Source organism: Nonomuraea sp. NPDC050153 (assembly GCF_044460125.1).
GTDB lineage: Bacteria > Actinomycetota > Actinomycetes > Streptosporangiales > Streptosporangiaceae > Nonomuraea.
The window spans coordinates 91785-115788 of sequence record NZ_JBITJQ010000004.1 but is presented as its reverse complement, the minus strand read 5'-3'; the positions used below and the strand labels follow the sequence as shown (position 1 = coordinate 115788).

Genomic DNA, 24004 nt, shown 5'->3' with positions numbered 1-24004 from the left:
ACCCCGGCCTGGAAGGTCAGCAGGCCGCCACGAGTGCCTCGAAGAGGGCGCCGTCCTCGGCCGCCTCGGGGTGCCACTGCACGGCCACCGCGAACGGGGCCGAGTCGAGCTCGACCGCCTCGATCGTGCCGTCGTCGGCGGTGGCGGTGATCGTGAGGCCGGGCGCGAGGCGGTCGACGGCCTGATGGTGGTAGTGGGGGACGGCCACGGGCTCCGTGCCCAGCGCCTTGGCCACGCGGCTGCCGGGGACGGGCGTGACGGGCATGGGACCGAACCGGCCGGGCGCGGGGGAGTGGCCGGTGTGCCCCACGACGTCGGGAAGATGCTGGTGGAGGGTGCCTCCGAGGGCGACGTTGAGCACCTGGAGGCCGCGGCAGATGCCGAGGTACGGCAGCCCGGCGTCGAGGGCGGCCGCGATCAGCCCAAACTCGGCCTCATCACGAAATTTGCGGATATAGCCGGTTTGATCCCCTGGCTCCTGCCCGTACCTGGCCGGGTCGACGTCCCCGCCACCGGCCAGGATCAGGCCGTCCAGCCGGCCCACGACCGGGGCGGGCTCGCCGGCCGGCGGCAGCACGATCGGCTGCCCGCCGGCCCGGACGACCTGCTCCACGTACATGTACGGCAGGAGCGCCACGGTCATGTCCCAGACCGTGAACTTCGCCGGCTCCACGTACGAGGTGATGCCGATGACGGGACGCTGCACGAAGACCCCCGAGATGCAGACCGGACCAAAGAGCTAGAGCGGCGTGACGTAGGCGCCGGAGATGCCCCCGTCCACCAGGAACTCACTACCCGTGATGAACGACGCGTCGTCGCTGGCCAGGAACGCCACCGCCGCCGCGATCTCCGAGGCCTCGGCGAAGCGCCCCACGGGGATGTGCACCAGCCGCCGCTGCGCCCGCTCGGGGTCCTTGGCGAACAGCTCCTGCAGCAGCGGCGTGTTCACCGGCCCCGGGCACAGCGCGTTCACCCTGATGCCCTCCCGGGCGAACTGCACGCCCAGCTCGCGCGACATCGCCAGCACGCCGCCCTTGGACGCCGTGTAGGAGATCTGCGAGGTCGCCGACCCCATGACGGCCACGAACGACGCGGTGTTGATGATCGAGCCCTTGCCCTGCCGCCGCATGTACGGGATGGCGTGCTTGCAGCAGAGGTAGACGCTGGTCAGGTTCACCTCCTGGACCCGGCGCCAGGCGTCGATGCCGGTCTCCAGGATCGAGTCGTCGTCGGGCGGCGAGATGCCGGCGTTGTTGAAGGCGATGTCGACGCTGCCGTAGGTGTCGAAGGCGGTCTGGAACATCCTGGCGACGTCGTCCTCGTCGGTGACGTCGGCCTTGACGAAGAGGCCGCCGACCCCGTTCGCGGCCTTGACGCCCGCCTCCTCGTCGACGTCCACGCAGACGACCTTCGCGCCCTCCTCGGCGAACCTGCGGGCCGTGGCCAGCCCGATGCCGCTGCCCGCGCCGGTGATGACGGCCACCCGATCCTGCAAACGCTGCACTTGTTTCACTCCCAGGAGATGAAGACGTTCTTGGTCTCGGTAAACGCCGCCAGGGCGTCAGGGCCGAGTTCCCTGCCGAGACCGGACTGCTTGAAGCCGCCGAAGGGGGTCCAGTAGCGGACCGACGAGTGCGAGTTCACCGAGAGCGCGCCCGACTCGACGGCCCTGGCCACGCGGAGCGCCCGCCCGACGTCGCGGGTCCAGATGGAGCCGCTCAGCCCGTACGGGGTGTCGTTCGCGATGCGGACGGCCTCCGCCTCGTCCTCGAAGCGCACCACGGACACGACCGGCCCGAAGATCTCCTCGGTGAAGGCGGGGTCGGTGAGCTCCGGCGTCAGCACGGTCGGCGGGAACCAGTAGCCCCTGCCCTCGGGGCAGGACCCCTGCAGGTAGGGGGTGCCCTGGACGAACCCGCGCACCCGGTCGAGGTGCTCGGCGCTGATCAGCGGGCCCATCTCGGTGCCCTCGTCGAGCGGGTCGCCGACCTTGACGCCTCGTACGGCCGCCGTCAGGCGCTCCATGAACTCGTCGTACACCTCGGCCTGGACGAGGAGGCGGGAGCGGGCGCAGCAGTCCTGGCCCGAGTTGTCGAAGACCGCGTACGGCGCCGTCCGCGCGGCCTTGTCGAGGTCCGCGTCGGCGAAGACGATGTTCGCGGACTTGCCGCCCAGCTCCAGGGTGACCCGCTTGACCTGCCGCGCCGCCTTGGCGGCGATCTCCTTGCCCACCTCGGTCGAGCCGGTGAACACGATCTTCGCCACACCGGGATGCTCGACGAGCCGGGCTCCCGCGACCTCCCCTGCCCCAGGCAGCACCTGGAGCACCCCCTCGGGGAGGCCCGCGGCGAGGGCCAGCTCGGCCAGCCTCATCGCGGTCAGCGGGGTCCATTCGGCCGGCTTGACGATCACCGCGTTGCCGGCCGCGAGCGCCGGGGCGACGCCCCAGGTCATGATCACCATCGGGAAGTTCCACGGCACGATGACGCCGACGACGCCCAGCGGCTCCTGGAAGGTGATGTCCACGCCGCCCGGCACCGGGATCTGCCTGCCGTGGTCGCGCTCGGGGGCGCCGGCGTAGAAGTGCAGCACGTCGCGTACGTTGCCGGCCTCCCACCGGGCGTTCCCGATCGGGTGCCCGGCGTTGGCCAGCTCCAGCCGCGCCAGCTCGTCGCCGTGCTCGTCCACCAGGTCGGCGAACCTGCGCAGCAGCCGCGCCCGGTCCCCGGGCGAGACCTGGCGCCAGGTCTCGTATGCGGCCCTGGCACGCTCCACGGCCCGGTCCACCTCGGCGGCGTCGGCCAGTTCGACGTCGGCGAGGACGCCCTCCGTCGCCGGATTAACGATCTTCATGCGCTTCTTTCACATCCGCTCGAAACCACGGAACAGCTCCCAATCCGTCACCGCCGCGTCGAACGCGGCCAGCTCCACCCGCGCGTTGTTCGCGTAGTGCTCGACCACGTCCTCGCCGAACGTCTCGCGGGCCAGCTTCGACCCCTCGAACAGCGCCAGCGCGTCCCGCAGCGTGTGGGGCACGGTCTCGGCGCCGGAGTCGTAGGCGTTGCCCTCGAAGGCGCCCTCCAGCGGCAGCTCGTGATCGATGCCGTGCAGCCCGGCCGCGATCAGCGCGGACACCGCGAGGTACGGGTTGACGTCGCCGCCCGGCACCCGGTTCTCCACGCGCAGCGACAGGCCGTGGCCGACCAGCCGGAGCGAGCAGGTGCGGTTGTCCACGCCCCACTTGACGGCCGTGGGCGCGAAGCTGCCGGGGACGTAGCGCTTGTAGGAGTTGATGTTGGGCGCGTACAGGAGGGTGAGCTCGCGCAGGCAGGCGAGCTGCCCGGCGATGAAGTGGGCGCCGAGCGGGGAGAGCCCGTACGGCCCCTCGCCCGCCATCACCGGATCACCGTCGGCGCCGCGCAGCGAGATGTGGATGTGGCAGGAGTTGCCCTCGCGCTGGTTGGGCTTGGCCATGAAGGTGATCGACTTGCCCTCCTGGGCGGCGATCTCCTTGGCGCCGTTCTTGTAGATGACGTGGTGGTCGCAGGTCCTGAGCGCCTCGTCGTAGCGGAAGGCGATCTCGTGCTGGCCCAGGTTGCATTCGCCCTTGGCGGACTCGACGTACAGGCCGGCGCCTTCCATGCTCCGCCTGATCCGCCTCAGCAGCGGCTCGATGCGGGCGGTGCCGAGCAGCGAATAGTCCACGTTGTAGAGGTTGGCCGGCGTCATGTCCCGGTAGGCGCGCTTCCAGGCGTCCTCGTAGCCGTCCTCGTAGACGCAGAACTCCAGCTCGGTGCCCACGTACGCGGCCAGCCCCCGCTCGGCGAGGCGGGCGAGCTGCTTGCGCAGGATCTGCCGGGGCGAGGCGGTCACGTCGCCGCCGCCCTCCCAGGCGAGGTCCGCCATCAGCATCACGGTCCCCTCGTGCCACGGCACCCTGCGCAACGTCGCGAGGTCCGGCTTCATCACGAAGTCGCCGTAGCCCCGCTCCCAGGACGACATGGCGTAGCCGCCGACGGTGTTCATGTCCACGTCGACGGCGAGCAGGTAGTTGCAGCCCTCGGAGCCGTGGTGCAGCACCTCGTCGAGGAAATAGCGTGCGGACAGCCTCTTGCCCTGCAACCTGCCCTGCATGTCGGCGATTGCGAGGAGCACGGTGTCGATGCGCCCGAACGCCACCTCGTCGCGTAGCTCGCTGACGGAAAGGAACCCGGTGCTCGATCGCTCGCTCACTCTATCCCTGCTCCGATCTGGCCAGAAGCGCTTTCCCGTTGATTGGGCTAGTCTTAGACCATTGATGTGTATGGCGGGATCGGTTGTCAAGACCTGAGGACACGTTGGACGAGTCGGCGCGTTTGATGACGGTGTTGCGCCCGGTGCGGGCCGGCAACGCCTTCGAGGAGACCGTGGAACGGCTGCTCCAGGCGATCAAGCTCGGGGTGGTCCCGCCCGGCGACAAGCTTCCGCCGGAGCGGGAGCTGGCCGTGCAGCTCGGCATCAGCCGGGTCACCCTGCGCGAGGCGATCCGCGCGCTCTCGGACGCGGGCTACCTCGACGTGCGCAGGGGCCGCTATGGGGGGGCTTTCGTCACGTACGTCCCTCCCGAACCGGGTGCGGGTGACCTGCGGCAGGTCGTCGCGGAGATGGGCAGCGACGACCTGTCGGACGCGCTCACGTTCCGTCTGGCGGTGGAGTGCGGGGCGGCCCAGGTGCTGGCCGCGTCCGGCCTCGCGGAGGAGAGGCGGGCGGTGCTCCTGCGCCGGCTGTCGGAGCTGAACGAGGCCCCGCTGGAGGACTACCGCCGCCTCGACACGGCCTTCCACCTGTCCATCGCCGAGCTGACCGGCTCGCCCCTGCTCGCCACGGCGTGCGCGGACGCCCGCTCGCGGGTGAGCGACCTGCTGAACGCGATCCCCATGCTCCAGGTCAACCTGGACCACGCCGCCGTCCAGCACCGGGCCATCGTGGACGCCATCCTGTCCGGCGACCCCGACGGGGCCCGCCGGGCGGTCGCCGAGCACCTGGAGGGCACGGCCGCCCTTTTGCGGGCCTTCCTCGCCTGACGGCGTAGAAGGTGCATGAGCCCTCGTACCATCTCTTTCTAGAGTCATGGGGAACTGGTTCGAGCACAACATCGTCGCCACAGGACGGCTGCCGCTGTTCTGCTATTTCGTCACGCTCATCGTGGCCTTCATCGCCACACGCATCAACGTCCGCCTGATCAGGGCGAAGGTCGGCTGGTTCCGCAACCTGAACGTGGGCGAGATGCACATCCACCACGTCGTGTTCGGCGTGGTGCTGATGCTGGTCGGCGGGGTCAGCGGGCTCATCGTCTCCTCCGCCTCGCAGGTCGGCTACGCCGTCGCGGCCTGCGTCTTCGGCATCGGGTCGGCGCTCGTGCTGGACGAGTTCGCGCTGATCCTGCACCTGCACGACGTGTACTGGGAGGAGGAGGGGCGCACCTCGGTGGACGCGGTCTTCATCGCGATCGCCGTCACCGGCCTGCTCCTGATCGGCCTGCGCCCCCTGACCTGGGACTACGGCACCCCGGTCAACCCCGCCGCGCTCATCGTGGCCAACCTGGCGCTCGCCGTCGTCACCCTGCTCAAAGGCAAGATCTGGACGGGGATGGCGGGCCTGTTCGTGCCGCCGATGCTGGTGGTGGGCGCGGTACGGCTGGCCCGCCCCGGCTCCCCGTGGGCCCGCTGGTTCTTCGCCAAGCGGTCGCCGCGCAAGATGGCCCGGGCCATCCACCGGGAGGAACGGTGGCGGCGGCCGGCGATCAGGGCCAAGATCGCCTTCCAGGAGTTCCTCTCAGGGCGTCACGATCTCCCTTCCACGCGGCGCGGACGTCGGCATACTTGAGCCATGGCACTTCCTTCGATCCATGAGGGGCTCGAAGAGAAGGTCCCAGACTCCCTGGCCGACCTTCACGGGCCGGTCGACGGCGTGGCCGCCCTGCCGCCGCATCTGGCGTGGTCGGGGCTGACGGAGTTCGATCTGTCCAATGTCAAGCTGCGGCGGGTCGATGACGGCGACGCCGACTATGACGACCCGGATCTGCCGGACATCGACTGATTGCCGTCGATCACCGGCGTGAGCAGCGGGCGTTTGGCGGTGCGGCCGTCGCCGGAGGAGCGGCCGCGGAGGCGGCGGCCGATCCACGGGCCGGCGAAGCTGGCCAGCCAGCGCATCTCCGCCGAAGCCGCGCGCCAGGCGCCCGGGGCGGGCAGCGGCGGCAGGGGCGCCGTCCACGTGTCGTCGCTGCCGGGCAGCTCCAGGGCGTGGGCGACGCCGGCGGCGAAGCGGGCGTGCCCGGCAGGGCTCGCGTGCAGCCGGTCGGCGCTCCACATCCGGGCGTCGGTGAAGTCGAGCGGAAACGTGTCCACCAGCGTGACCCCCGGGCGAGCGGCGGCCACGCGGACGCGGGCGTTGAAGTCGATCAGCCTGGGCCGGAGCGGGCGGGCCATCGGCGCGATCATGGCGATGTCGGGGAAGGTCATGGTGACCACGTGCACGCCGGCGGCGGTCAGCCGGACGATCATGTCCTCCACAGCGCCCGCCACCGTGGCGGCGTCGAAGCCGGGGCGGATGATGTCGTTCATGCCCGCCATGACCGTGACCAGGTCGGGGCGCAGCGCCAGGGCGGCGGGCAGTTGCTCGGCCTGGATCTGGGCCGCCTGCCGGCCGCGGACCGCGAGGTTGGCGTAGAGCAGGTCCGGGTTGGCGGCGGCCAGGTGCTCGGCGAGGCGGTCGGCCCAGCCGCGGTGGCCGGTGACGTCGTCGCCGTCTCCGAGCCCCTCGGTCTGGCTGTCGCCGATCGCGACGTAACGCGCGTAGGTCATGAGGCGGTCCTTCCGGCTGGGACGCGGCGCGTGCGGGTGAGGGTTTCGTCCTCTCCGCGGGGGTGGCGTGCGCGGGTCATGGCTTTGTCGCCTCCGCGTGGGTGGCGCGTGCGGGTCACCGTTCAGTCCTCTTCGCGTGGGCGGTACGTGCGGCCAGCGTGCGGGCGGTCTCCCTGCACCAGTCGCGCATCTCGCGTTCCAGGCGGCAGCCGGCCAGGCAGGAGAGGTAGGGGCCGACGTGCTCACCCTGGCGCAGGAACGTCTCCTCGTCCAGGTCGCCGCGCATGCGCACGAGGGTCTGCTCGAAGAAGGCGAGCTTGACCGCGGCTTCCTCGGCGCGTTCGAGGAGCTGCTCGATCACCGGTGCCGGGTCGACCCGGTCCACGGCGTGCACCTTGACGGCCAGGTCGTCGCGGATGAGCAGGGGCTTGGACGGGGCCGCCGCGAAGGACGCCAGCTCGGCGGCGCCTGACTCGGTGACCGTGAACACCCGCTTGTTGGGGCGGCCCCGCTGGACGACCTCCCGGCCCGCGATCAGCCCGTCGGCCTCCAGCCTGGTCAGCTCGGCGTAGAGCTGCTGGGGGGCGGCGTACCAGAAGTTGGAGACGCCGACGTCGAAGATCTTGGTGAGCTGGTAGCCGCTGTACTCGCCGCCGAGCAGCGCCGCCAGCACGGCGTGTTTCAGGGCCACGAATAGTCATGTCCATGAGTAGTCATGGACATGACTATAGGGGGGTGGGCGTACCGGTGCTAGAGGGTGGCCACCGACCGGAGGGCCAGGCCCGCGCCGAGCAGCACCACCATCGCGGCCGTGCCGACCGGGGCCAGGCCCGAGAGCCTGGCGGCCAGGCGGCGGCCCGCCGAGGCGCGCTGTTCCAGCCGGTCCACCAGCTTGACCAGCAGGAGGCCGGTGATGGTGAGGGTGGCGGCCATGCCGATGCCGTACGCGGTCACCAGCGCCACGCCGAACCAGGTGCGGCCGAGCGCGATGGCGCCGAGGAGGACGACGAGGGCCGAGGGGCTGGGCACGAGCCCGCCCGCGATGCCGAGGCCCACCAGCCCCGTCCGTTTCGTCGCCCGCTCGCCGCCTTGCCCCTTATCGTGGCCCTTCTCGTGCTCTTGGTCGTCGCCGTGGTCGTCGCCGTGTCCATGCCCGTGCCCGTGCCCATGCCCGTGTCCGTGTCCATGTCCGTGTCCGTGTCCGTGGCCGTGTCCATGCCCGTGGCCGTGCAGGGAGGTGCCGCGGCGGGCGTTCATGAGGAGGCGGAGGCCGATGACGGCGATCATCGCGCCGCTGGCCACCCCCAGCCACGCCAGCACGGACTCGCCCGCCAGCGCCGTGAACGCGCTCAGCAGCAGCCCCACCACCAGCACCCCGACCGTGTGCGTGGCCGTCACGGTCGCGCCCACCACGAGCGCGTCGCGTGGGCGGCCGCGCCGCCCGGCCAGGTACGCGGCCATGATGGTCTTGCCGTGCCCGGGGATCAGCGCGTGCCCGGCGCCCAGCACCACGGCCAGCCCGACCGCCAGCAGCCCGAGCGGGAGCGTCAGCGAGTCCGAGCCGATCAGCGTGGTGAACGTCCGGTCCAGGGCGGCCAGCGCGTCCCCGATCGGCCCGCCGATGCCGATCCCGCCGGGCAGGGTGCCGCCGGGAGCGCCGGAGCCGCCCTGGCCGGGCAGGCCCGCGCCGGGCGTGACGGTCATCGTCGCCGTGCGCTGGTCGAGCGGATTGGCCAGCAGGTCCTCGGGGTACGCGTGCAGTTCCTTGCTCACGCTCACCGTCGGCACCGACGAGCGGACCAGGCGCACCCCGTCGCCCACCGCGGTGATCTCCCGCCAGCCGATCCTGTCCTGCTCGAACCTGTCGGTGAACTCCACGGCCCCCGAGGCACGGACTTCGGCGACGAGCCGGCAGGTCAGGCGGCTGGTCTGGAGGCCGCCTTGGCCGGGGGCGTAGGCGAAGGCGGAGGACGCCACCCGCCACGGCACCGCCCTGCCCGCCACCGTGAGCCGCTGGGCGGCGGCCAGCTCGCCGCAGCGGCGGCCCGCGTACGAGGCGTTCACCTGCGGCTTGGCCTGCAGCGTGGGCAGTTCGGCCGCGTCCACGACGGCGAGGTTGCGCACGTCGGAGGGCGAGATCCGCAGTCCGTTGTAGTGGTTGACGGTGAAGTTGCCCAGCGGGTGCATCACCACGGGCGCCGCGTAGGCCGCGGCGACCAGGACGACGCTCAGGCACAGCGACAGCACCAGGCCCATCGCGACGGACAGCAGGCCGAGCCGGACGACTCTCATGAGAACCTCGCCAATGCGGACAGTGTCGGGTCGAAGCCGGCGTCCACCTTGACGGACCGGCCCAGCGCCTGCTCGATCTTGGCGCGGTGATACTTCAGCAGCGGGTTCTGCCAGCCGGTCGCCGTGGCCTTCTTCGCGTACGGCAGCGCCTCGGCCGGTTTGCCCGCCTTGAACAGGGCCCAGGCGAGGGCGTCGGCGGCGACGAGGTTCGGGTTGCGGGCGTACTCGGCCCTGGCGTACTTGACCGCCAGCGCCGGGTCCCCGTGGTCGGCCTCGAACTCGGCCCAGGTCAGGTCGTCGCGCACGCCCGCGGCCTGGAACAGCTTGCGCTGCGCCTTCAGCAGGGTCCAGTCGGCGGGCCGGCCCGCCTTGAGCTGCGTCTCGCCCTGCTCGATCAGGTACTGGGGGAGCGGGAGGCGTTCGACGACGGTCCGGTAGAGGTCGAGGGCCTCGGTCAGCCGGCCGCTCAGCGCGGCGGTCCTGGCCTGGCCCGCGAGCGCCGGGGTGTAGCCGGGGTAGGCCTGCAGGGCCTTGGCGTACCAGTCGGCTGCCGTGGCCAGGTCGCCGGAGTGGAGGGCCAGCTCGCCCAGGTAGTAGCGGGCGTAGGCGAGGTCGGCCGGCTGCCACGCATCGTTCTGCGCCATTTCGAGGTACTTACGGGCTCCGGCCCTGTCGCCGCGCAGCTCGGCCGCGTACGAGGCGCGGGCGAAGGCCGCCACCCCCGGGCGCAGGTCCAGCATCTCGTCCACCGCCCGCCGCGCCCCGCTCAGGTCGCCGAGCTGCGTCTTGGCGTCGGCCAGCACGCCGTAGGCCGGGGCGCCGTACGGGTTGGCGTCGATGGCGCGCTCGGCCAGCCGCACCGCGTCGGCGAACTCGTGGCGGCCGGCGGCCAGCGCCGCCTGACCGGTGAGCACCGTGTCGTCCTCGGACTTCAGCTTGGCGGCCGTGGCGATGGCGCCCTCCGCCTTCGTGTAGTACGACGGGTCGCCGGTGACCCTGGCCTGGTCGACGTACTGGGAGGCGAGCTGGGCCCAGCCGCGGTAGTCGCCCGGCAGGCGCTTGAGCCGCTCCTGCAGCGTCTCGGTGAGCGGCTTGTCCGCCACCGGCTGCGACGCGGGCGGCGCCGAGAACGAGAAGATCGTGAAGGACATGGCCCCGAGGAGGGCAAGCCCGGCGAGGATCACGAAGGCACGCATTTCCAAAGCTCCAGGTGCTGGGAGTTGGCCGGCCGGCCGTGACGGGGGCACGGCCGGCCGGCCTCATATCGGCGGCAGACGGTGGGAGACGGGTAGTCTGCCGCCGGGGGCGGACCGGCCCGCTTGGAGAGGGGGCGGGCCGGTCAGGGAGTTATCGCTGGTTCACCGCGACGTTGCTGGGCAGCGGGATGTACGGGAACGACTGGAGCATCGGCTTGTCGTTCTTGTCCACCTTGTCCGTCAGCCCGGGCACGAGCTTGCCGGTCACCGCGGCGCCGGCCACGGCCTGCAGCTCGATGTCCACGACGTCGTCGACCAGGCGGCGGCCGTTCGGGAAGCCTTGCAGGTCACCGGCCAGCACGCCGAGGCGGTTCGGGTCCTTCGCGGGCGGGATCGACATGTTCAGCCGCAGCATCTCGGCGGGGCGCAGCTTGCCCGCGTCCTTGTTGAGCACCTGCGAGTTCAGGTCGGCCTTGATGGGGCCGTTCTGCTTGGCGATGCCGGTCAGGAAGATCTCGACCAGGTCGCCGCGCGGGGTCGCGGGGGCCTTGATGCCGTAGATGGCCTCCAGCAGCCTGGCCACCTCGGGGTCGGTGACCCGCTTGACCAGCGGGGCCACGTCCGCGTCCTTCTCCGGCGGCAGGGCGTTGAAGGCGTCCTTGAGCCCGGCGGGCGAGACGACCTCGTTGACCAGCGGGTTGCACAGGCGCGAGACCTGCACGTACCTGCTGCCGTTGAACTTGTCGGTGGTCGAGCAGATGCCGATCACGGGGTTGCGCTTGACGTCGCCCTTGAGCGCCAGCTCGGAGGAGGGCACCTGGATGGCCACGCTGTTCACGTTGTAGCCCCTGGTGGTGTCCTGGCCGACCTCGGACAGGTTGCCGCCGTAGAGCAGGTCGAACACGCGCAGGTCCAGGAAGAACGCCTCGTCCGCCTGGCCGGCGAACGTCTTGCCGCCGCCCGGCAGGCTCTTGATGGACTGGGTGCGCAGCGTGCCGTAGTCGGGCATCGAGGCCGGGCCGACGTTGCTCGGGGCGACGATGCCGTCGCTGACCAGCGTCCGGGTGCCGCTGGGAGTGATCTTCCTGAGCGTGTAGCGCTGGCGGAAGAGCAGGTTGGGGTCGTCGAGCGAGGTGACGGGGCCGTTGTTGTACAGGAACGTGGTGTTGCCGCGCTTGTCCTCGTTGCGGAACGTCCACTCGTACGTGATGTCGGGCCTGGCGTCCCCGTTGTTGTCGATCTTTATGTTGTAGCGGGACTTCGTGGCGAACGGGTAGAAGTTCGGGCCGCCGTTGGGCTCCTCGAACGGGATCCAGTTGGCCAGCAAGGTCACCGTGTCGGCCTTGTCAGGGCTCACGAACGCGTACACGTCCGTGTTGTCGTGCTGGGGGTCACCCGCGATCGTGGGAGCCTCGCGGTGCGAGGAAGCGATGCCGGAGTCGGTGCGGAGCACGGCCAACGACGACGCGGCGACTGCTGCGGCGAGGCCAAGTCCGACAAGAGCGCGCCGGTTGATCCGGAGCTCCATTTTCGGTCCTTTCGAAGGGCTGATCGTTTACTTCGAGGTTCCGGCCGGGTTCCTCGACGCCCTATTCGTCCGCCGGGCGGCTCCGGATGTCGTCTCCTCCTCAAGAATGAGGGTCAACGAAAGTTGACATACTTAAGTCGTCAATTTAGGTTGACCATGTCGAAGCGGTGTGGATCGCGCGGTCCCGTTCGTTGAGCACGTCGAGACATATCGAGACATGTCGTGGAAGGAGATGCGGTGGTCAAGGAGTTGCTCGCCTACGTCCGCCCGCACCGGAAGATTCTGCTTCTGGGCGGGCTGCTGGGCTTGATCGGCTCGGTGGCGGGCCTCGCGATGCCGTTGCTGGCCAAGTACGTCGTCGATGCGTTCGGCCAGGCAGGCTCGATGGCCGGGCCCTTGTTAGGACTCGCCGTGGCGGTGCTCGTCGGCGCGGTCGTGTCGGCCGCCGGAAGCTATCTGATGGAGCGGACGGGCGAAGGCATCGTGCTCGGCGCCCGGCGCAAGCTCGTCGACCGGATGCTGCGGCTCAAGGTCGCCGACGTGGACCGGCTCAAGCCCGGCGACCTGCTGTCGCGGGTGACCGGTGACACGACGCTGCTGCGGGCGGTGCTGACCAACGGGATCGTCGAGTCCGTCAGCGCCGCGTTCATGCTGGTCGGGGCCATCGTCATGATGGCGACCATGGATGGCGTGCTGCTGCTGGTCACGCTGCTCGTGGTGGTGGTGATCGGCGGGCTCGTCGCGCTGATCATGCCGAAGATCCAGCGCGCGCAGACCCATGCCCAGGAGGCCGTGGGCGAGATGGGGGCCGTGCTGGACCGGGCGCTGCAGGCGTACCGGACCGTCAAGGCCAGCGGCGCGGAGGAGCGCGAGATCGCCGTGGTGGGCGACGCGGCGGTGCGCGCCCGCGACCGGGGGCTGCAGGTCGCCGGGTGGACGTCGCTCGCGGGAGTGGCGACGTGGATGGCGGTGCAGATCGCGTTCCTCGCCGTGCTGGCCGTCGGCGGGGCCAGGGTCGCGTCGGGCACGCTCGAGGTGTCGTCGCTGATCGCGTTCCTGCTCTATCTGTTCTACCTGGTGCCGCCGATCGGGCAGCTCGTCCAGGGCGGCGTCCAGCTCCAGCAGGGGCTCGCCGCGATGAAGCGGATCAAGGAGATCGAGAACCTGCCCGCCGAGCCGGTCGGCCCCACCGAGCCGGTCGGCCTCGCCGTCGCGGGGGCCGCCGAGCCGGTCGGGGTGACGTTCCAGGACGTGGTCTTCCGGTACGGCGACGACCGGCCGATCGTGCACGACGGGGTCGGCTTCGAGGTGCCGCCCGGCGGGCTGACCGCGCTGGTGGGGCCGTCGGGCGCGGGCAAGTCGACGGTGTTCGCGCTGATCGAACGCTTCTACGACCACCAGAGGGGGCTGATCACCATCGGCGGGCGCGACATCCGCGACTGGCCGCTGGGCGAGTTGCGGGCCGCCCTCGGATACGTCGAGCAGGACGCGCCCGTGCTGGCCGGGACCCTCCGGGAGAACCTGCTCTTCGCCGCCCAGGACGCCACCGAGGACGAGTTGCGCCGGGCCGTCGCCCGTACCCGGCTCGACGACCTGGTGGACAGGCTGCCCGAAGGGCTGGAGACGCCGGTCGGGCACCGCGGCGTGCTGCTGTCGGGCGGCGAGCGCCAGCGCGTCGCCATCGCCAGAGCGCTGCTGCGCAAGCCCCGGCTGCTGCTGCTCGACGAGGCCACCTCCCAGCTCGACGCGGTCAACGAGCTGCGGCTGCGCGAGGTCATCGCCGAGGTGGCCACGGAGACGACCGTGCTGGTGATCGCCCACCGGCTGTCCACCGTCACGAACGCGGACCGGATCGTGGTCATGGAGGGAGGCGGCGTACGGGCGGTCGGGACGCACGACTCGCTGATCGGGGAGGACGAGCTCTACCGGGAACTGGCAGCCACCCAGTTCCTCGTCAGCTGACCTTCGTAGGTGCATATGCTGTAGTCCGTTGTACCCTGCGGGTGACAAAAGTGAATGTTTTCATTCAGGAGGGTCACGATGAGCCGCAGCGTGCGCGCGCCGAGAGGTACGACGATCACCGCCAAGGGGTGGCCGCAGGAGGCGGCGCTCCGCATGCTCCAGAACAACCTGGACCCGGAAGTCGCCGAGCACCCCGAGCAACTGGTCGTCTACGGCGGCTCGGGCAAGGCCGCGCGTGACTGGCCGTCGTTCGACGCGATGGTCAGGACGCTGACGACGCTCGAAGGCGACGAGACCCTCCTGGTCCAGTCGGGGCGCCCGGTGGGTGTGTTCCGCACCCACGAGTGGGCGCCCCGAGTGCTCATCGCCAACTCCAACCTCGTGCCCGACTGGGCCAACTGGGAGGAGTTCCGGCGGCTGGAGGCGGCCGGGCTCACCATGTACGGGCAGATGACCGCCGGGTCGTGGATCTACATCGGCACGCAGGGCATCCTGCAGGGGACGTACGAGACGTTCGCGGCCGTGGCCGCCAAGCGCTTCGGTGGGTCGCTGGCCGGGACGATCACGCTGACGGCCGGGCTCGGCGGGATGGGCGGCGCCCAGCCCCTGGCCGTCACCATGAACGGTGGGGTGGCCATCTGCATCGACTGCGACCCGCGCTCGGTCACCCGGCGGATCGAGCACCGCTACCTCGACGTGGAGGCGTCGTCGCTGGACGAGGCGCTGCGGCTGGCGTACGCGGCGCGGGACGAGCGCCGTCCCCTGTCCATCGGGGTCGTCGCGAACGCGGCGGAGGCCGTGCCCGCGCTGCTCGCCCGCGGGGCCGAGATCGACATCGTGACCGACCAGACCTCGGCGCACGATCCGCTGATGTACCTGCCGGTGGGGGTCGCGTTCGAGGACATGGCCTCGGAGCGGGACAAGGACCCGGCCGGCTTCACCGAGCGGGCCCGGACCTCGATGGCGCGGCACGTGGAGGCCATGGTCGGGTTCAAGGACGCCGGGGCGGAGGTGTTCGACTACGGCAACTCCATCCGGGGCGAGGCGCAGCTGGCCGGCTACGGGCGGGCCTTCGACTTCCCGGGGTTCGTGCCCGCGTACATCAGGCCGCTGTTCTGCGAGGGTAAGGGCCCGTTCCGGTGGGCGGCGCTGAGCGGGGACCCCGCCGACATCGCCGCGACCGACCGGGCCATCCTGGAGCTCTTCCCCGAGAACGAGCCACTCGCCCGCTGGATCAGGAAGGCCGGGGAGAAGGTCCACTTCCAGGGGCTGCCCGCGCGGATCTGCTGGCTCGGGTACGGCGAGCGCAACGTCGCGGGGGAGCGGTTCAACGACATGGTGGCGTCGGGCGAGCTGCGGGCGCCCATCGTCATCGGGCGCGACCACCTCGACAGCGGCTCCGTGGCCTCGCCCTATCGCGAGACGGAGGCCATGGCGGACGGGTCGGACGCGATCGCGGACTGGCCGCTGCTGAACGCCATGCTCAACACGGCCTCGGGGGCCGCCTGGGTGTCCATCCACCACGGGGGCGGGGTCGGGATCGGGCGGTCCATCCACGCGGGGCAGGTGACGGTGGCGGACGGGACGGCGCTGGCGGGGGAGAAGCTGAACCGCGTGCTGACCAACGACCCGGGGACGGGGGTGATGCGGCACGTGGACGCCGGCTACGAGGAGGCCGCCGAGGTGGCCGCCACCCGCGGGGTCCGCATCCCGATGCGCGAGTCCTGACCCTGCGCCGCACCTGCGCCTGCGCTTGCCCGTGCGCCTGCGTCGCGCGGGGCGTCGTCGGCTGGGCGCCGCGCGGTGCGCCGGGCTCCGCCGTACGTCGTCTCGCCGATGCGGCGGTGGAGGTGTGAGCGCGGCGGGGTGGTCGTGGGATGAGAATGCGGGGTGGGAAGCGTTGGAGGTGAAGTGGCGGACGGATATCACGGTGGGCTGAGTGTGCTGCTGGATGGCCGGAGGCTGTCGCCCGTGCAGCGGAGGATCGCGCTCTATCTCACCGAGCATCTCGATGAGGCGATCTTCCTGTCCAGCGTGGAGCTGGCCGAGCGGGCCGGGGTGAGTCAGCCGTCCGTGACCAGGTTCGCCATGGTGCTGGGGTTCGCCGGATACCCCGAGCTGCGGCAGGCGCTGCGTCCGCTCGTGCTGGGTGGCGCGGTGGTGGAGCAGCCGCAGGAGAGCCTGCTGCGCGGGGCCATCGACTGTGAGATCCGCAACCTCGCGATCGTCAGGGAGCGGCTGGCGGCCTTCCCGCTCAAGGAGCTCGGCGAGCAGTTGGCCGCCACCGAGCCGCTGCCCGTGGTGGGGTTGCGGGTCTCGTGCGGGCTGGCCACGACGTTCGCCTACTACGCCCGCCGCATCCACCCCGACGTGCGGTTGCTCACGCACGGCGGGTCGGAGCTGGTCGACGGGCTGCACGCGGCGCGCCGGGCGGGCGCGGAGTGGGTGGTGGCCGTGGTCCTGCCGAGGTATCCGGCGGAGGCCGTGCAGGCGCTGGAGTACGCGGAGAAGCTGGGGCTCCGGGTGGCGGCGATAACGGATAAGTCGGATTTCCCGGCGGAGATCGTGCTGGACGCCCCCGTCGGCGACCGGCTCGTGTTCGACTCGCACGCGGCGCCGCTGGCCCTGGCCATGGCCCTGGTCGAGGCCATGGCCGACGCGGCGCCGCTGCGCACCCAGGCCCGGCTGGAGGAGTACGAGCGGATGACCGACGAGACCGGTACGTTCCTACCCGGCGATCCTGCGTAGCGAGCGCATCGACCAGATCGTGGTCAGCACCGCCAGCACGATGAACACCGCGAACGCGATCGGGATCGACGAGTCCGACAACCGGCCGGCGAACAGCGCCCGTCCCGCCTCGACCGCGTGGTAGAGCGGGTTGATCGGGGCGAGCGTCTGCATCCAGCCGGGCGCGAACGAGATCGGGATGAACAGCCCGGCCAGCAGCATGATCGGCAGCAGGAAGAGGTTGAGCGTCTGCGACATGCCGTTCTCGTCGCGCACGGTCAGCGCCAGCCCCTGGGACAGCCCCGAGGCGAACAGCCCGGTGGCGGCCATGAGCAGCAGCACCAGCAGCAGCTCGACGGCCCCGATGCGCACGCCCATCGCGATGGCCACGACCAGCACGAGGACCGCCTGGCACACCAGCACGACCATGTCCTTGGCCACGCGCCCGAGCACGATGGCGGGCCGCCAGGCGAGGCTGACGGCGTACCGTTCGAGCGAGCCGTTACGCAGGTCGGCGATCATCCCGAACCCCGAGAACAGCGACCCGAAGACCGCGATCATCATCATCGACGCCGGGGTGAACATCCGCAGCGCGTCCACCGTCGAGCCGCCCGGCGTCAGCGATTTCAGCAGCGGCGCGAACATGAGCAGGTAGAGCACCGGCTGCATGATGCCGAACAGCGGCCAGACGGGGTTGCTGAACGACTTCTTCAGCTCGTATCCGGCGAACAGGACAGTATGGCGGATCATGAGGCGGCTCCGGCGTCGCGGAGGGAACGGCCGGTCTTGGCCAGGAAGACGTCGTCGAGGGTGGACCGGTCGAGCGCGATCGAGCTCAACCTCAGGCCCTGCTCCTCAAGGGCCCGCAGCAGCGCGGGCAGCATGTGCTCGCCGTCGTCGACGTAGACGCGCAGCAGGTCCTCGTCGACGCGGGTCTCGCGGGCGTACGGCTTGAGCGTGTCCGCGGCCCGCTCCGGGTCGTCGACCCTGAGCGAGATCACGTCGCCGGAGACCTCCCGTTTGAGCTCGCCGGGAGTGCCCTCGGCCACGACCTGGCCGTGGTCGACGATCATGAGGCGGTCGCACAGCGCGTCGGCCTCGTCGAGGTAGTGGGTGCTGAGCAGCACGCTCGTGCCGGCCTCGCGCAGCTGCCTGATGCGGTCCCAGAGGTTCGCGCGGTTCTGCGGGTCGAGGCCGGTGGTGGGTTCGTCGAGGAAGAGCAGCGGCGGGTTGTGCACCAGCCCGATCGCGATGGCCACGCGCCGCTTCTGCCCGCCCGACAGGGTACGGCCGGGGCGGTCGGCCATCTCGGTCAGGTCGAAGCGCTCCAGCACCTCGGCGGTGGCCTCCTTCGGGTCGGCCATGGCGTGGATCCTGGCGGCCATCATGATCTGGGCCCTGGCGCTCGTGGTGTCCTCCACGCCGCCGGCCTGGCTCACGTACCCGAGCTTGCGCCGGATGGCGGCGGGCTCCTTGAGCAGGTCGTGGCCGGCGATGGTGGCGGTGCCCGCGTCGGGGGCGATCAGCGTGGAGAGCATCCTGATCGTGGTGGTCTTGCCCGCGCCGTTGGGGCCGAGCACGCCGAAGATCTCGCCCTGCGCGACCTCGAGGTCCACGCCGCGGACGGCCTCGACCGTCTGCGTGCCCTTCCTGCTCCTGGTGGTGAACGTCTTTCGCAGGCGCTGCGCCTGAATGATCATTGAGGGGTTCAGCTCCTTAGGGCAATTCATCGGCCTCAACCCGTTCGATGGCTTTCTCGACGGCTCTGTTGAGACGGAGGTTCTCGTCCACGTGCTGGGGAGCGCCGAAGCGCCGAGGGCATGTCCAAGGATCTCGACGCTCAGTCTGAGCCGCTGCATCCTGTCATACAGAGCCCGCAGAATCTCCTGCTTTTCCGGCCGGTGCACGAACGCCGGCGCCACCGGGAACGGGCCGGCGACGGCCAGGAGTCCTTCGTCTTTGACCAGCCGTCAACGTCAATAAGCTGATCGCCATGAACGAACGACCGACGGCGCTGGTCACAGGCGCTTCGCGCGGGATCGGCGCGGCCGTGGCCAGGGTCCTGGGCCCCACGCATCACGTGATACTCAACGGCCGCGACGAGGACGCGCTGGACGCCGTGGCGGCCGGCCTGCCCGACGCGCGGGTCTGGCCGGCGGAGCTGACGGCTGTCACGGAGGCGGAGATCGCCGGGATCGAGCGGCTCGACGTGCTCGTGCACTCCGCCGGGATCAACCGGATGGGCCGGATCGCCGACCTGCCCGCCGCCGCGTGGCGCGAGACGCTGGAGGTGAACGTCGTCGCCGTCGCCGAGCTGACCAGGCTGCTGCTGCCCGCCCTGCGCGCGGCCGGAGGGCACGTGGTCTGCGTCAACTCGGGTTCGGGGCAGCGGGCCAACCCCGAGTGGGGCGCCTACGCGGCCAGCAAGTTCGCGCTGAAGGCGTTCGCCGACGCGCTGCGGCTGGAGGAGCCCCGGCTCAGGGTGACGACGGTCTACCCGGGCCGGACAGCCACCGACATGCAGCGCGAGCTGCGCCGCTACGAGGGCGGCGAGTTCGAGCCCGAGAAGTACCTCACGCCGGAGAGCGTGGCGCGGGCCGTGCTGGCCGCCGTCACCGCCGGCTCCGACGCCCACCTCACCGAGCTGACCCTCCGTCCCAGGGGCGGGCCTGTCAACTGAATGGATCCATTCACTACAGTGGGGACATGCTTGAACCACTCGCGCACATAGGACGGGATCCATCGACCGGAGGCTACGTCAGGGACTCCTGGTCGAACGCTGACATGGAGCTACGCGAGTGGTTCGCGGGCGAGGCCGGGCGCAGGGGGCTCGACCTGCGCGAAGACCGCAACGGCAACCTCTGGGCGTGGTGGGGCGACCCCTCGGGCCGCTCCGGCGTGGTGACCGGGAGCCACCTCGACTCCGTACGGCAGGGCGGCGCGTACGACGGGCCGCTCGGGGTCGTGTCGGCCTTCGCCGCCCTGGACCTGCTGAAGGAGCGCGGGATCACACCGGCCAGGCCGGTCGGCGTGGTCTGCTTCACCGACGAGGAGGGCGCCAGGTTCGGGGTGCCGTGCATGGGGTCGAGGCTGCTCACCGGCGCGCTGGAGCCCGGCAGGGCCCTAGCGCTCACCGACGACGCCGGCGACACGCTGGCCGACGTCGTGACGAAGGCAGGGCGGGCGCCGGCCACGATGGGGCGGGACGACGAGACGCTCGCCACGGTCGGCACGTTCGTGGAGCTCCATGTCGAGCAGGGCCAGGCGCTCGTCCACGAGGGGAGGCCGGTGGGCGTGGCCGCGGCGATCTGGCCGCACGGGCGCTGGCGCTTCGACTTCCACGGCCGGGCCGACCACGCGGGCACCACCCGGCTGGCCGACCGGGACGACCCGATGCTGCCGTTCGCCCGCATGGTGCTGGCCGCCCGCGCGGCCGCCGCGCGCCGCGACGTGGTGGCCACGGTCGGCAAGGTACGCGTCTCGCCGGGCAACGCGAACGCGATCCCCGGCCTGGTCTCGGCCTGGCTCGACGCCCGCGGAGCGGAGGAGGCCGCCGTCCGCGACCTCGTGGCCGAACTGACGGAAGAGGCGGGGGCCACGGTGCGGGAGGAGTCGTGGACCCCGATCGTCGACTTCGACGTGCCGCTCAGGGAGCGGCTGGCCCGGGTCGCGGGAGGCGGCACACCGGCGCCCGTCCTGCCCACGGGGGCGGGCCACGACGCGGGGATCCTGGCCACGGCGGGCGTTCCGAGCGCGATGTTGTTCGTCAGGAACCCCACCGGCGTGTCCCATTCCCCCGCCGAGCACGCCGAACGGGCAGACTGCGAGGCGGGAGTCGTCGCACTCGCGGACGTGCTGGAGGACCTGTGTCGCTGACCTACTGGTGCGAGCAGGCCTGGCTGCCCGACGGGCTCGCCGAGGGCGTGCTCATCGAGGTCGAGGGCACCAGGATCGCGAGCGTCGGCCAGGGCCCGCCGGGCTCGGCCGAGCGGCTGCCGGGCATCACCGTCCCCGGCCTGGCCAACGCCCACTCCCACGCCTTTCACCGCGCGCTGCGCGGCACCGTCCAGGAGGGCAAGGGCGACTTCTGGACCTGGCGCGAGCGGATGTACGAGGTGGCGGCGGCGCTGGAGCCCGACTCGTACCTCCGGCTGGCCAGGGCCGTCTACGCCGAGATGGCGCTGGCCGGGGTGACCTGCGTGGGCGAGTTCCACTACCTGCACCACGGGCCCGACGGCCGCCCGTACGGCGACGCCAACGAGATGGGCCACGCCCTCGTCCGCGCGGCCCGCGAGGCGGGCCTGCGCATCGCGCTGCTCGACACCTGCTACCTGACCGGCGGCATCGGCGCCCCGCTCACCGGCGCGCAGCTGCGCTTCACCGACGGTGACGCCGCGCGCTGGGCGGCCAGGGCCGACGAGCTGGCGGCGGCCTACGAGGGGCAGCCCGACGTGGAGATCGGCGCGGCCATCCACTCGGTACGCGCGGTGCCGCCGGAGCAGATGCCGATCGTGGCCGAGTTCTCCCACCGGCACGCGGCCCCCCTCCACATGCACGTGTCCGAGCAGCCGGCCGAGAACGCCGCCTGCGTGGAGATGTACGCGGCCACGCCGGTCCAGGTGCTGCACGAGCGGGGCGCCCTGGGGCCGCGCTCGACCGCCGTGCACGCCACCCACCTGACCGACGTGGACATCGAGCTGATCGCCCAGTCCGGCACCCACATCTGCATGTGCCCCACCACCGAACGCGACCTCGCCGACGGCATCGGCCCGGCCAGGGCGGCGGCCGACCGGGGCGCGCGGATCACGCTCGGCTCCGACAGCCACGCCGTGATCGACCTGTTCGAGGAGGCGCGGGCGGTCGAGCTGGACGAACGGCTGAGCAGCGGCAGGCGCGGCAACTGGAGCGCCGCCGACCTGTTCGCCGCCGCGACGGTCGCCGGCCACGCCTCGCTCGGCTTCCCCGACGCGGGCCTGCTGGTGCCCGGCGCGTGGGCCGACCTGGTCTCGGTACGGCTCGACTCCGTACGCACGGCGGGCGCCGGCGGTCTGGAGGCCGTCGTGTTCGCGGCCACGGCGGCGGACGTGCACTCGGTGGTCTCCGGCGGCCGCCGCGTGGTCACGGACGGGCGGCACCGGCTCGGCGACGTCGGATCCCTGCTGGCCGAGGCGATACGGAGGGTGAGATGAGCACGACGCTGATCGACGGGATCGGATCGCTGTACACCGGCGACCCCGAGCGCGAGGAGATCCCGGACGCGGCGCTGGTCCTGGAGGACGGCCTGGTCGCCTGGGCCGGGCCCGCCGACCGGGCGCCCGACGCCGACGAGCGGGTGGACGTCGGGGGCCGCGCCGTCATCCCCGGTTTCGTGGACAGCCACGCCCACCTGATCTTCGCCGGCGACCGGACGGCGGAGTTCCAGGCCCGCATGTCCGGCGAGCCGTACACCGGAGGCGGCATCAGGACCACGGTCGCCGCCACCCGGCGGGCCGGCGACGCCGAGCTGGCCGCCCACGCGCGTGCCCTGGTGAACGAGATGCTCGCCCAGGGCACCACGACCGTCGAGATCAAGAGCGGGTACGGCCTGACCGTCGAGGACGAGCGGCGCTCGCTGGAGATCGCCGCCGGGCTGACCGGCGAGACCACGTTCCTGGGGGCGCACGTCGTGCCCGCCGGCATGGACGCCGACTCCTACGTGCGGCTCGTCGCGGGGGAGATGCTCGACGCGTGCGCCCCGTACGCCAGGTGGGTCGACGTGTTCTGCGAGCGCGGGGCCTTCGACGGCGATCAGACGCGCGAGATCCTGGGCGCCGGGCTCAAGGCGGGGCTGGGGGTGCGGGTGCACGCCAACCAGCTCGGGGAGGGGCCGGGCGTACGCATCGCCTGCGAGCTGGGCGCCGCCTCGGCCGACCACTGCACCCACCTGACGCCGGCCGACGTGGACGCGCTGGCGTCGTCGGACACGGTGGCGACGCTGCTGCCGGGGGCCGAGTTCTCGACGCGGTCGCCGTACCCGGACGCCCGGAGGCTGATCGACGCGGGCGCGACCGTGGCGCTGGCGACCGACTGCAACCCGGGGTCGTCGTTCACGTCGTCGATGGCATTCTGCGTGGCGCTGGCCGTGCGCGAGATGCGGATGACGCCGCTGGAGGCGATCAGGGCGGCGACGTACGGCGGGGCACGCGCGCTACGCCGTGCGGACGTAGGCTGGCTGCGGCGCGGGGCCCGCGCGGACCTCGTCGTGCTCGATGCCCCCTCCTATGTACACCTTGCCTACCGGCCCGGCGTCCCCCTCGTTCACCAGGTATTTCATGGCGGTCTCCTCCTTTAGGAGGACATCCAGAACCATCCCAGCGACGTACTGCTTTAGGGAATCTTTGCATCTGGTCGGACGTTGGCCGGGTATAGAACGCAGCTGCGGAACGAGGTGCCTGGGGATGGCAAGGCCTACGGGGAGTCGCACGCAGGAGCAGCACATCGCGGAGCGCGATCTGCTGGGAACCTACCTGGCTGAGATCGGCCGGGTCCCGCTGCTCACGGCGGAGGAGGAGGTGGAGCTCGCCAAGCGGATAGAGGCGGGTCTCTTCGCCGAGCAGCTGCTCGACAGCGGGGGCTCGGAGCCGCGGATCGGGGACGCGGCCGACGAGGAGCTGGAGCGGCTGGCCGTCTCCGGTCAGCGTGCGAAGGACGAGTTCATCCAGGCCAACCTGCGCCTGGTGGTGGCGGTGGCCAGGAAATACTCGGGGCGCGGGATGCCCCTGATCGACCTGGTGCAGGAGGGGAACCTGGGGCTGGTCAGGGCGGTGGAGAAGTTCGACTACCGGCGGGGGTACAAGTTCTCCACGTACGCGACGTGGTGGATCCGGCAGTCGGTGGGGCGTGCCATCCACGAGCAGGCCCGCCCGGTGCGCCTGCCCACGCACGCGGGGGAGCAGATGACGCGGCTGATGCGGGTCCGCCGCGACCTGCTGGCGGAGTTCGACGCCGAGCCCACGGACGACGATCTCGCCGAGATCCTCGACCTGCCGATCGAGCGCGTACGCGAGCTGCGGCGCTGGGCCTCCGATCCGGTCTCGCTCCAGCTCGGGGTGGGCGACGAGGACGAGACGGAGCTCGGCGACATGATCGCCGACGAGACGTGGGCCGATCCCGAGCAGCAGGCCATCGACATCCTGGAGCGCGAGCGCCTGGACCAGTGGCTGACGGGGCTCGAAGGTGACACCAGCGAGATGCTGCGGTGGCGGTACGGCCTGGTGGACGGGCGCGAGCACACCCTGACGGAGGTCGGCGAACGCTACGGTATCGGCCGCGACCGCGCCCGCCGCATCGAACGCGACGCCCTGGCCCGCCTGCGCAAGATGGCCACAGCGGCCGCCTGACCCGGCCACCCCGGGCCGCGCTTCCCGCGCCGCCCGCGACAAGCGCCGCCCGCGACAAGCGCCGCGTCCCGCCGA

22 protein-coding genes are annotated in these 24004 nt (G+C 71.5%); 11 read left to right on the top strand and 11 right to left on the bottom strand.

What is annotated here, in order from left to right:
* Nucleotides 1-16: 16 nt before the first annotated feature.
* From ACIBQ1_RS12610 to ACIBQ1_RS12595, 4 genes are read right to left on the bottom strand one after another with little or no spacing between them, the layout of a single operon-like run.
* The gene (locus ACIBQ1_RS12610; protein ID WP_397276941.1) at nucleotides 17-706 is read right to left on the bottom strand and encodes a gamma-glutamyl-gamma-aminobutyrate hydrolase family protein; all 690 of its coding nucleotides are present in this window, start codon (nucleotides 704-706) and stop codon (nucleotides 17-19) included.
* Nucleotides 707-739: 33 nt separating this feature from the next.
* On the bottom strand, nucleotides 740-1504 hold the full coding sequence (locus tag ACIBQ1_RS12605; protein WP_397276939.1) for a 3-oxoacyl-ACP reductase: 765 nt from the start codon (nucleotides 1502-1504) through the stop codon (nucleotides 740-742).
* 5 nt (nucleotides 1505-1509) lie between these two features.
* Nucleotides 1510-2853 (bottom strand): aldehyde dehydrogenase family protein, encoded by a 1344-nt coding sequence (locus tag ACIBQ1_RS12600; protein WP_397276938.1) that lies wholly within the window; start codon nucleotides 2851-2853, stop codon nucleotides 1510-1512.
* A 9-nt stretch (nucleotides 2854-2862) separates the two neighbouring features.
* Nucleotides 2863-4233 carry a glutamine synthetase family protein gene (locus tag ACIBQ1_RS12595; RefSeq protein WP_397276937.1) on the bottom strand — a complete coding sequence of 457 codons (1371 nt, stop codon included), beginning with the start codon at nucleotides 4231-4233 and terminating at the stop codon, nucleotides 2863-2865.
* Nucleotides 4234-4358: 125 nt separating this feature from the next.
* Here ACIBQ1_RS12595 and ACIBQ1_RS12590 point away from each other — a divergent pair, with 125 nt between their 5' ends.
* The 3 genes from ACIBQ1_RS12590 to ACIBQ1_RS12580 are packed head-to-tail and all read left to right on the top strand — an operon-like array spanning nucleotide 4359 to nucleotide 6078.
* Nucleotides 4359-5063 (top strand): FadR/GntR family transcriptional regulator, encoded by a 705-nt coding sequence (locus tag ACIBQ1_RS12590; RefSeq protein WP_397276935.1) that lies wholly within the window; start codon nucleotides 4359-4361, stop codon nucleotides 5061-5063.
* A gap of 46 nt (nucleotides 5064-5109) precedes the next feature.
* Nucleotides 5110-5865, top strand: a complete 756-nt coding sequence (locus ACIBQ1_RS12585) for a hypothetical protein (protein ID WP_397276933.1) — start codon at nucleotides 5110-5112, stop codon at nucleotides 5863-5865.
* Between the two features lie 3 nt (nucleotides 5866-5868).
* On the top strand, nucleotides 5869-6078 hold the full coding sequence (locus tag ACIBQ1_RS12580; RefSeq protein ID WP_397276932.1) for a hypothetical protein: 210 nt from the start codon (nucleotides 5869-5871) through the stop codon (nucleotides 6076-6078).
* Here ACIBQ1_RS12580 and ACIBQ1_RS12575 read toward each other — a convergent pair.
* From ACIBQ1_RS12575 to ACIBQ1_RS12555, 5 genes are all read right to left on the bottom strand, one after another.
* Nucleotides 6045-6845 carry an SGNH/GDSL hydrolase family protein gene (locus tag ACIBQ1_RS12575; protein WP_397276930.1) on the bottom strand — a complete coding sequence of 267 codons (801 nt, stop codon included), beginning with the start codon at nucleotides 6843-6845 and terminating at the stop codon, nucleotides 6045-6047. The genes ACIBQ1_RS12580 and ACIBQ1_RS12575 overlap by 34 nt on opposite strands.
* Nucleotides 6846-6960: 115 nt before the next feature.
* Nucleotides 6961-7536 carry a PadR family transcriptional regulator gene (locus ACIBQ1_RS12570; protein WP_397276928.1) on the bottom strand — a complete coding sequence of 192 codons (576 nt, stop codon included), beginning with the start codon at nucleotides 7534-7536 and terminating at the stop codon, nucleotides 6961-6963.
* A gap of 59 nt (nucleotides 7537-7595) precedes the next feature.
* The gene (locus ACIBQ1_RS12565; protein WP_397276926.1) at nucleotides 7596-9137 is read right to left on the bottom strand and encodes a nickel/cobalt transporter; all 1542 of its coding nucleotides are present in this window, start codon (nucleotides 9135-9137) and stop codon (nucleotides 7596-7598) included.
* Nucleotides 9134-10333, bottom strand: a complete 1200-nt coding sequence (locus tag ACIBQ1_RS12560) for a tetratricopeptide repeat protein (protein ID WP_397276924.1) — start codon at nucleotides 10331-10333, stop codon at nucleotides 9134-9136. The genes ACIBQ1_RS12565 and ACIBQ1_RS12560 overlap by 4 nt, the downstream gene beginning before the upstream one ends.
* A 151-nt stretch (nucleotides 10334-10484) precedes the next feature.
* Nucleotides 10485-11861: a DUF4331 domain-containing protein gene (locus tag ACIBQ1_RS12555; protein ID WP_397276922.1), complete on the bottom strand. Its 1377-nt coding sequence runs from the start codon at nucleotides 11859-11861 to the stop codon at nucleotides 10485-10487.
* Nucleotides 11862-12098: 237 nt separating this feature from the next.
* Here ACIBQ1_RS12555 and ACIBQ1_RS12550 point away from each other — a divergent pair, with 237 nt between their 5' ends.
* From ACIBQ1_RS12550 to ACIBQ1_RS12540, 3 genes are all read left to right on the top strand, one after another.
* Complete coding sequence (locus ACIBQ1_RS12550) at nucleotides 12099-13823, top strand: ABC transporter ATP-binding protein (protein WP_397276920.1); 1725 nt, start codon at nucleotides 12099-12101, stop codon at nucleotides 13821-13823.
* A 78-nt stretch (nucleotides 13824-13901) separates the two neighbouring features.
* The gene (gene hutU / locus ACIBQ1_RS12545; protein ID WP_397276918.1) at nucleotides 13902-15551 is read left to right on the top strand and encodes a urocanate hydratase; all 1650 of its coding nucleotides are present in this window, start codon (nucleotides 13902-13904) and stop codon (nucleotides 15549-15551) included.
* A 243-nt stretch (nucleotides 15552-15794) separates the two neighbouring features.
* Nucleotides 15795-16571, top strand: coding sequence for a MurR/RpiR family transcriptional regulator (locus ACIBQ1_RS12540; RefSeq protein ID WP_397276917.1), 777 nt, complete (start codon nucleotides 15795-15797; stop codon nucleotides 16569-16571).
* Here ACIBQ1_RS12540 and ACIBQ1_RS12535 read toward each other — a convergent pair.
* Both ACIBQ1_RS12535 and ACIBQ1_RS12530 read right to left on the bottom strand, forming a co-directional pair.
* On the bottom strand, nucleotides 16551-17300 hold the full coding sequence (locus tag ACIBQ1_RS12535) for an ABC transporter permease (RefSeq protein WP_397276914.1): 750 nt from the start codon (nucleotides 17298-17300) through the stop codon (nucleotides 16551-16553). The two genes, ACIBQ1_RS12540 and ACIBQ1_RS12535, sit on opposite strands and share 21 nt — an antisense overlap.
* Nucleotides 17297-18250, bottom strand: a complete 954-nt coding sequence (locus tag ACIBQ1_RS12530; RefSeq protein WP_397276912.1) for an ATP-binding cassette domain-containing protein — start codon at nucleotides 18248-18250, stop codon at nucleotides 17297-17299. The genes ACIBQ1_RS12535 and ACIBQ1_RS12530 overlap by 4 nt, the downstream gene beginning before the upstream one ends.
* Nucleotides 18251-18543: 293 nt before the next feature.
* Between ACIBQ1_RS12530 and ACIBQ1_RS12525 the strand changes: the two genes are divergently transcribed.
* The 5 genes from ACIBQ1_RS12525 to ACIBQ1_RS12505 all read left to right on the top strand — a co-directional run bounded on the left by ACIBQ1_RS12525 (nucleotide 18544) and on the right by ACIBQ1_RS12505 (nucleotide 23929).
* Entirely contained in the window at nucleotides 18544-19230 is a 687-nt protein-coding gene (locus ACIBQ1_RS12525; RefSeq protein ID WP_397276910.1) for an SDR family oxidoreductase, read from the top strand.
* 26 nt (nucleotides 19231-19256) lie between these two features.
* The gene (locus ACIBQ1_RS12520; RefSeq protein WP_397276908.1) at nucleotides 19257-20426 is read left to right on the top strand and encodes an allantoate amidohydrolase; all 1170 of its coding nucleotides are present in this window, start codon (nucleotides 19257-19259) and stop codon (nucleotides 20424-20426) included.
* A complete protein-coding gene (locus tag ACIBQ1_RS12515; protein ID WP_397276907.1) occupies nucleotides 20417-21739 on the top strand; it encodes a formimidoylglutamate deiminase in 1323 nt (440 codons plus the stop codon). Before ACIBQ1_RS12520 ends, ACIBQ1_RS12515 begins: the two co-directional genes overlap by 10 nt.
* Nucleotides 21736-22881, top strand: coding sequence for an imidazolonepropionase (gene hutI, locus ACIBQ1_RS12510; RefSeq protein WP_397276905.1), 1146 nt, complete (start codon nucleotides 21736-21738; stop codon nucleotides 22879-22881). Before ACIBQ1_RS12515 ends, hutI begins: the two co-directional genes overlap by 4 nt.
* Before the next feature lie 106 nt (nucleotides 22882-22987).
* A complete protein-coding gene (locus ACIBQ1_RS12505) occupies nucleotides 22988-23929 on the top strand; it encodes a sigma-70 family RNA polymerase sigma factor (RefSeq protein ID WP_355379096.1) in 942 nt (313 codons plus the stop codon).
* Nucleotides 23930-24004: the final 75 nt, after the last annotated feature.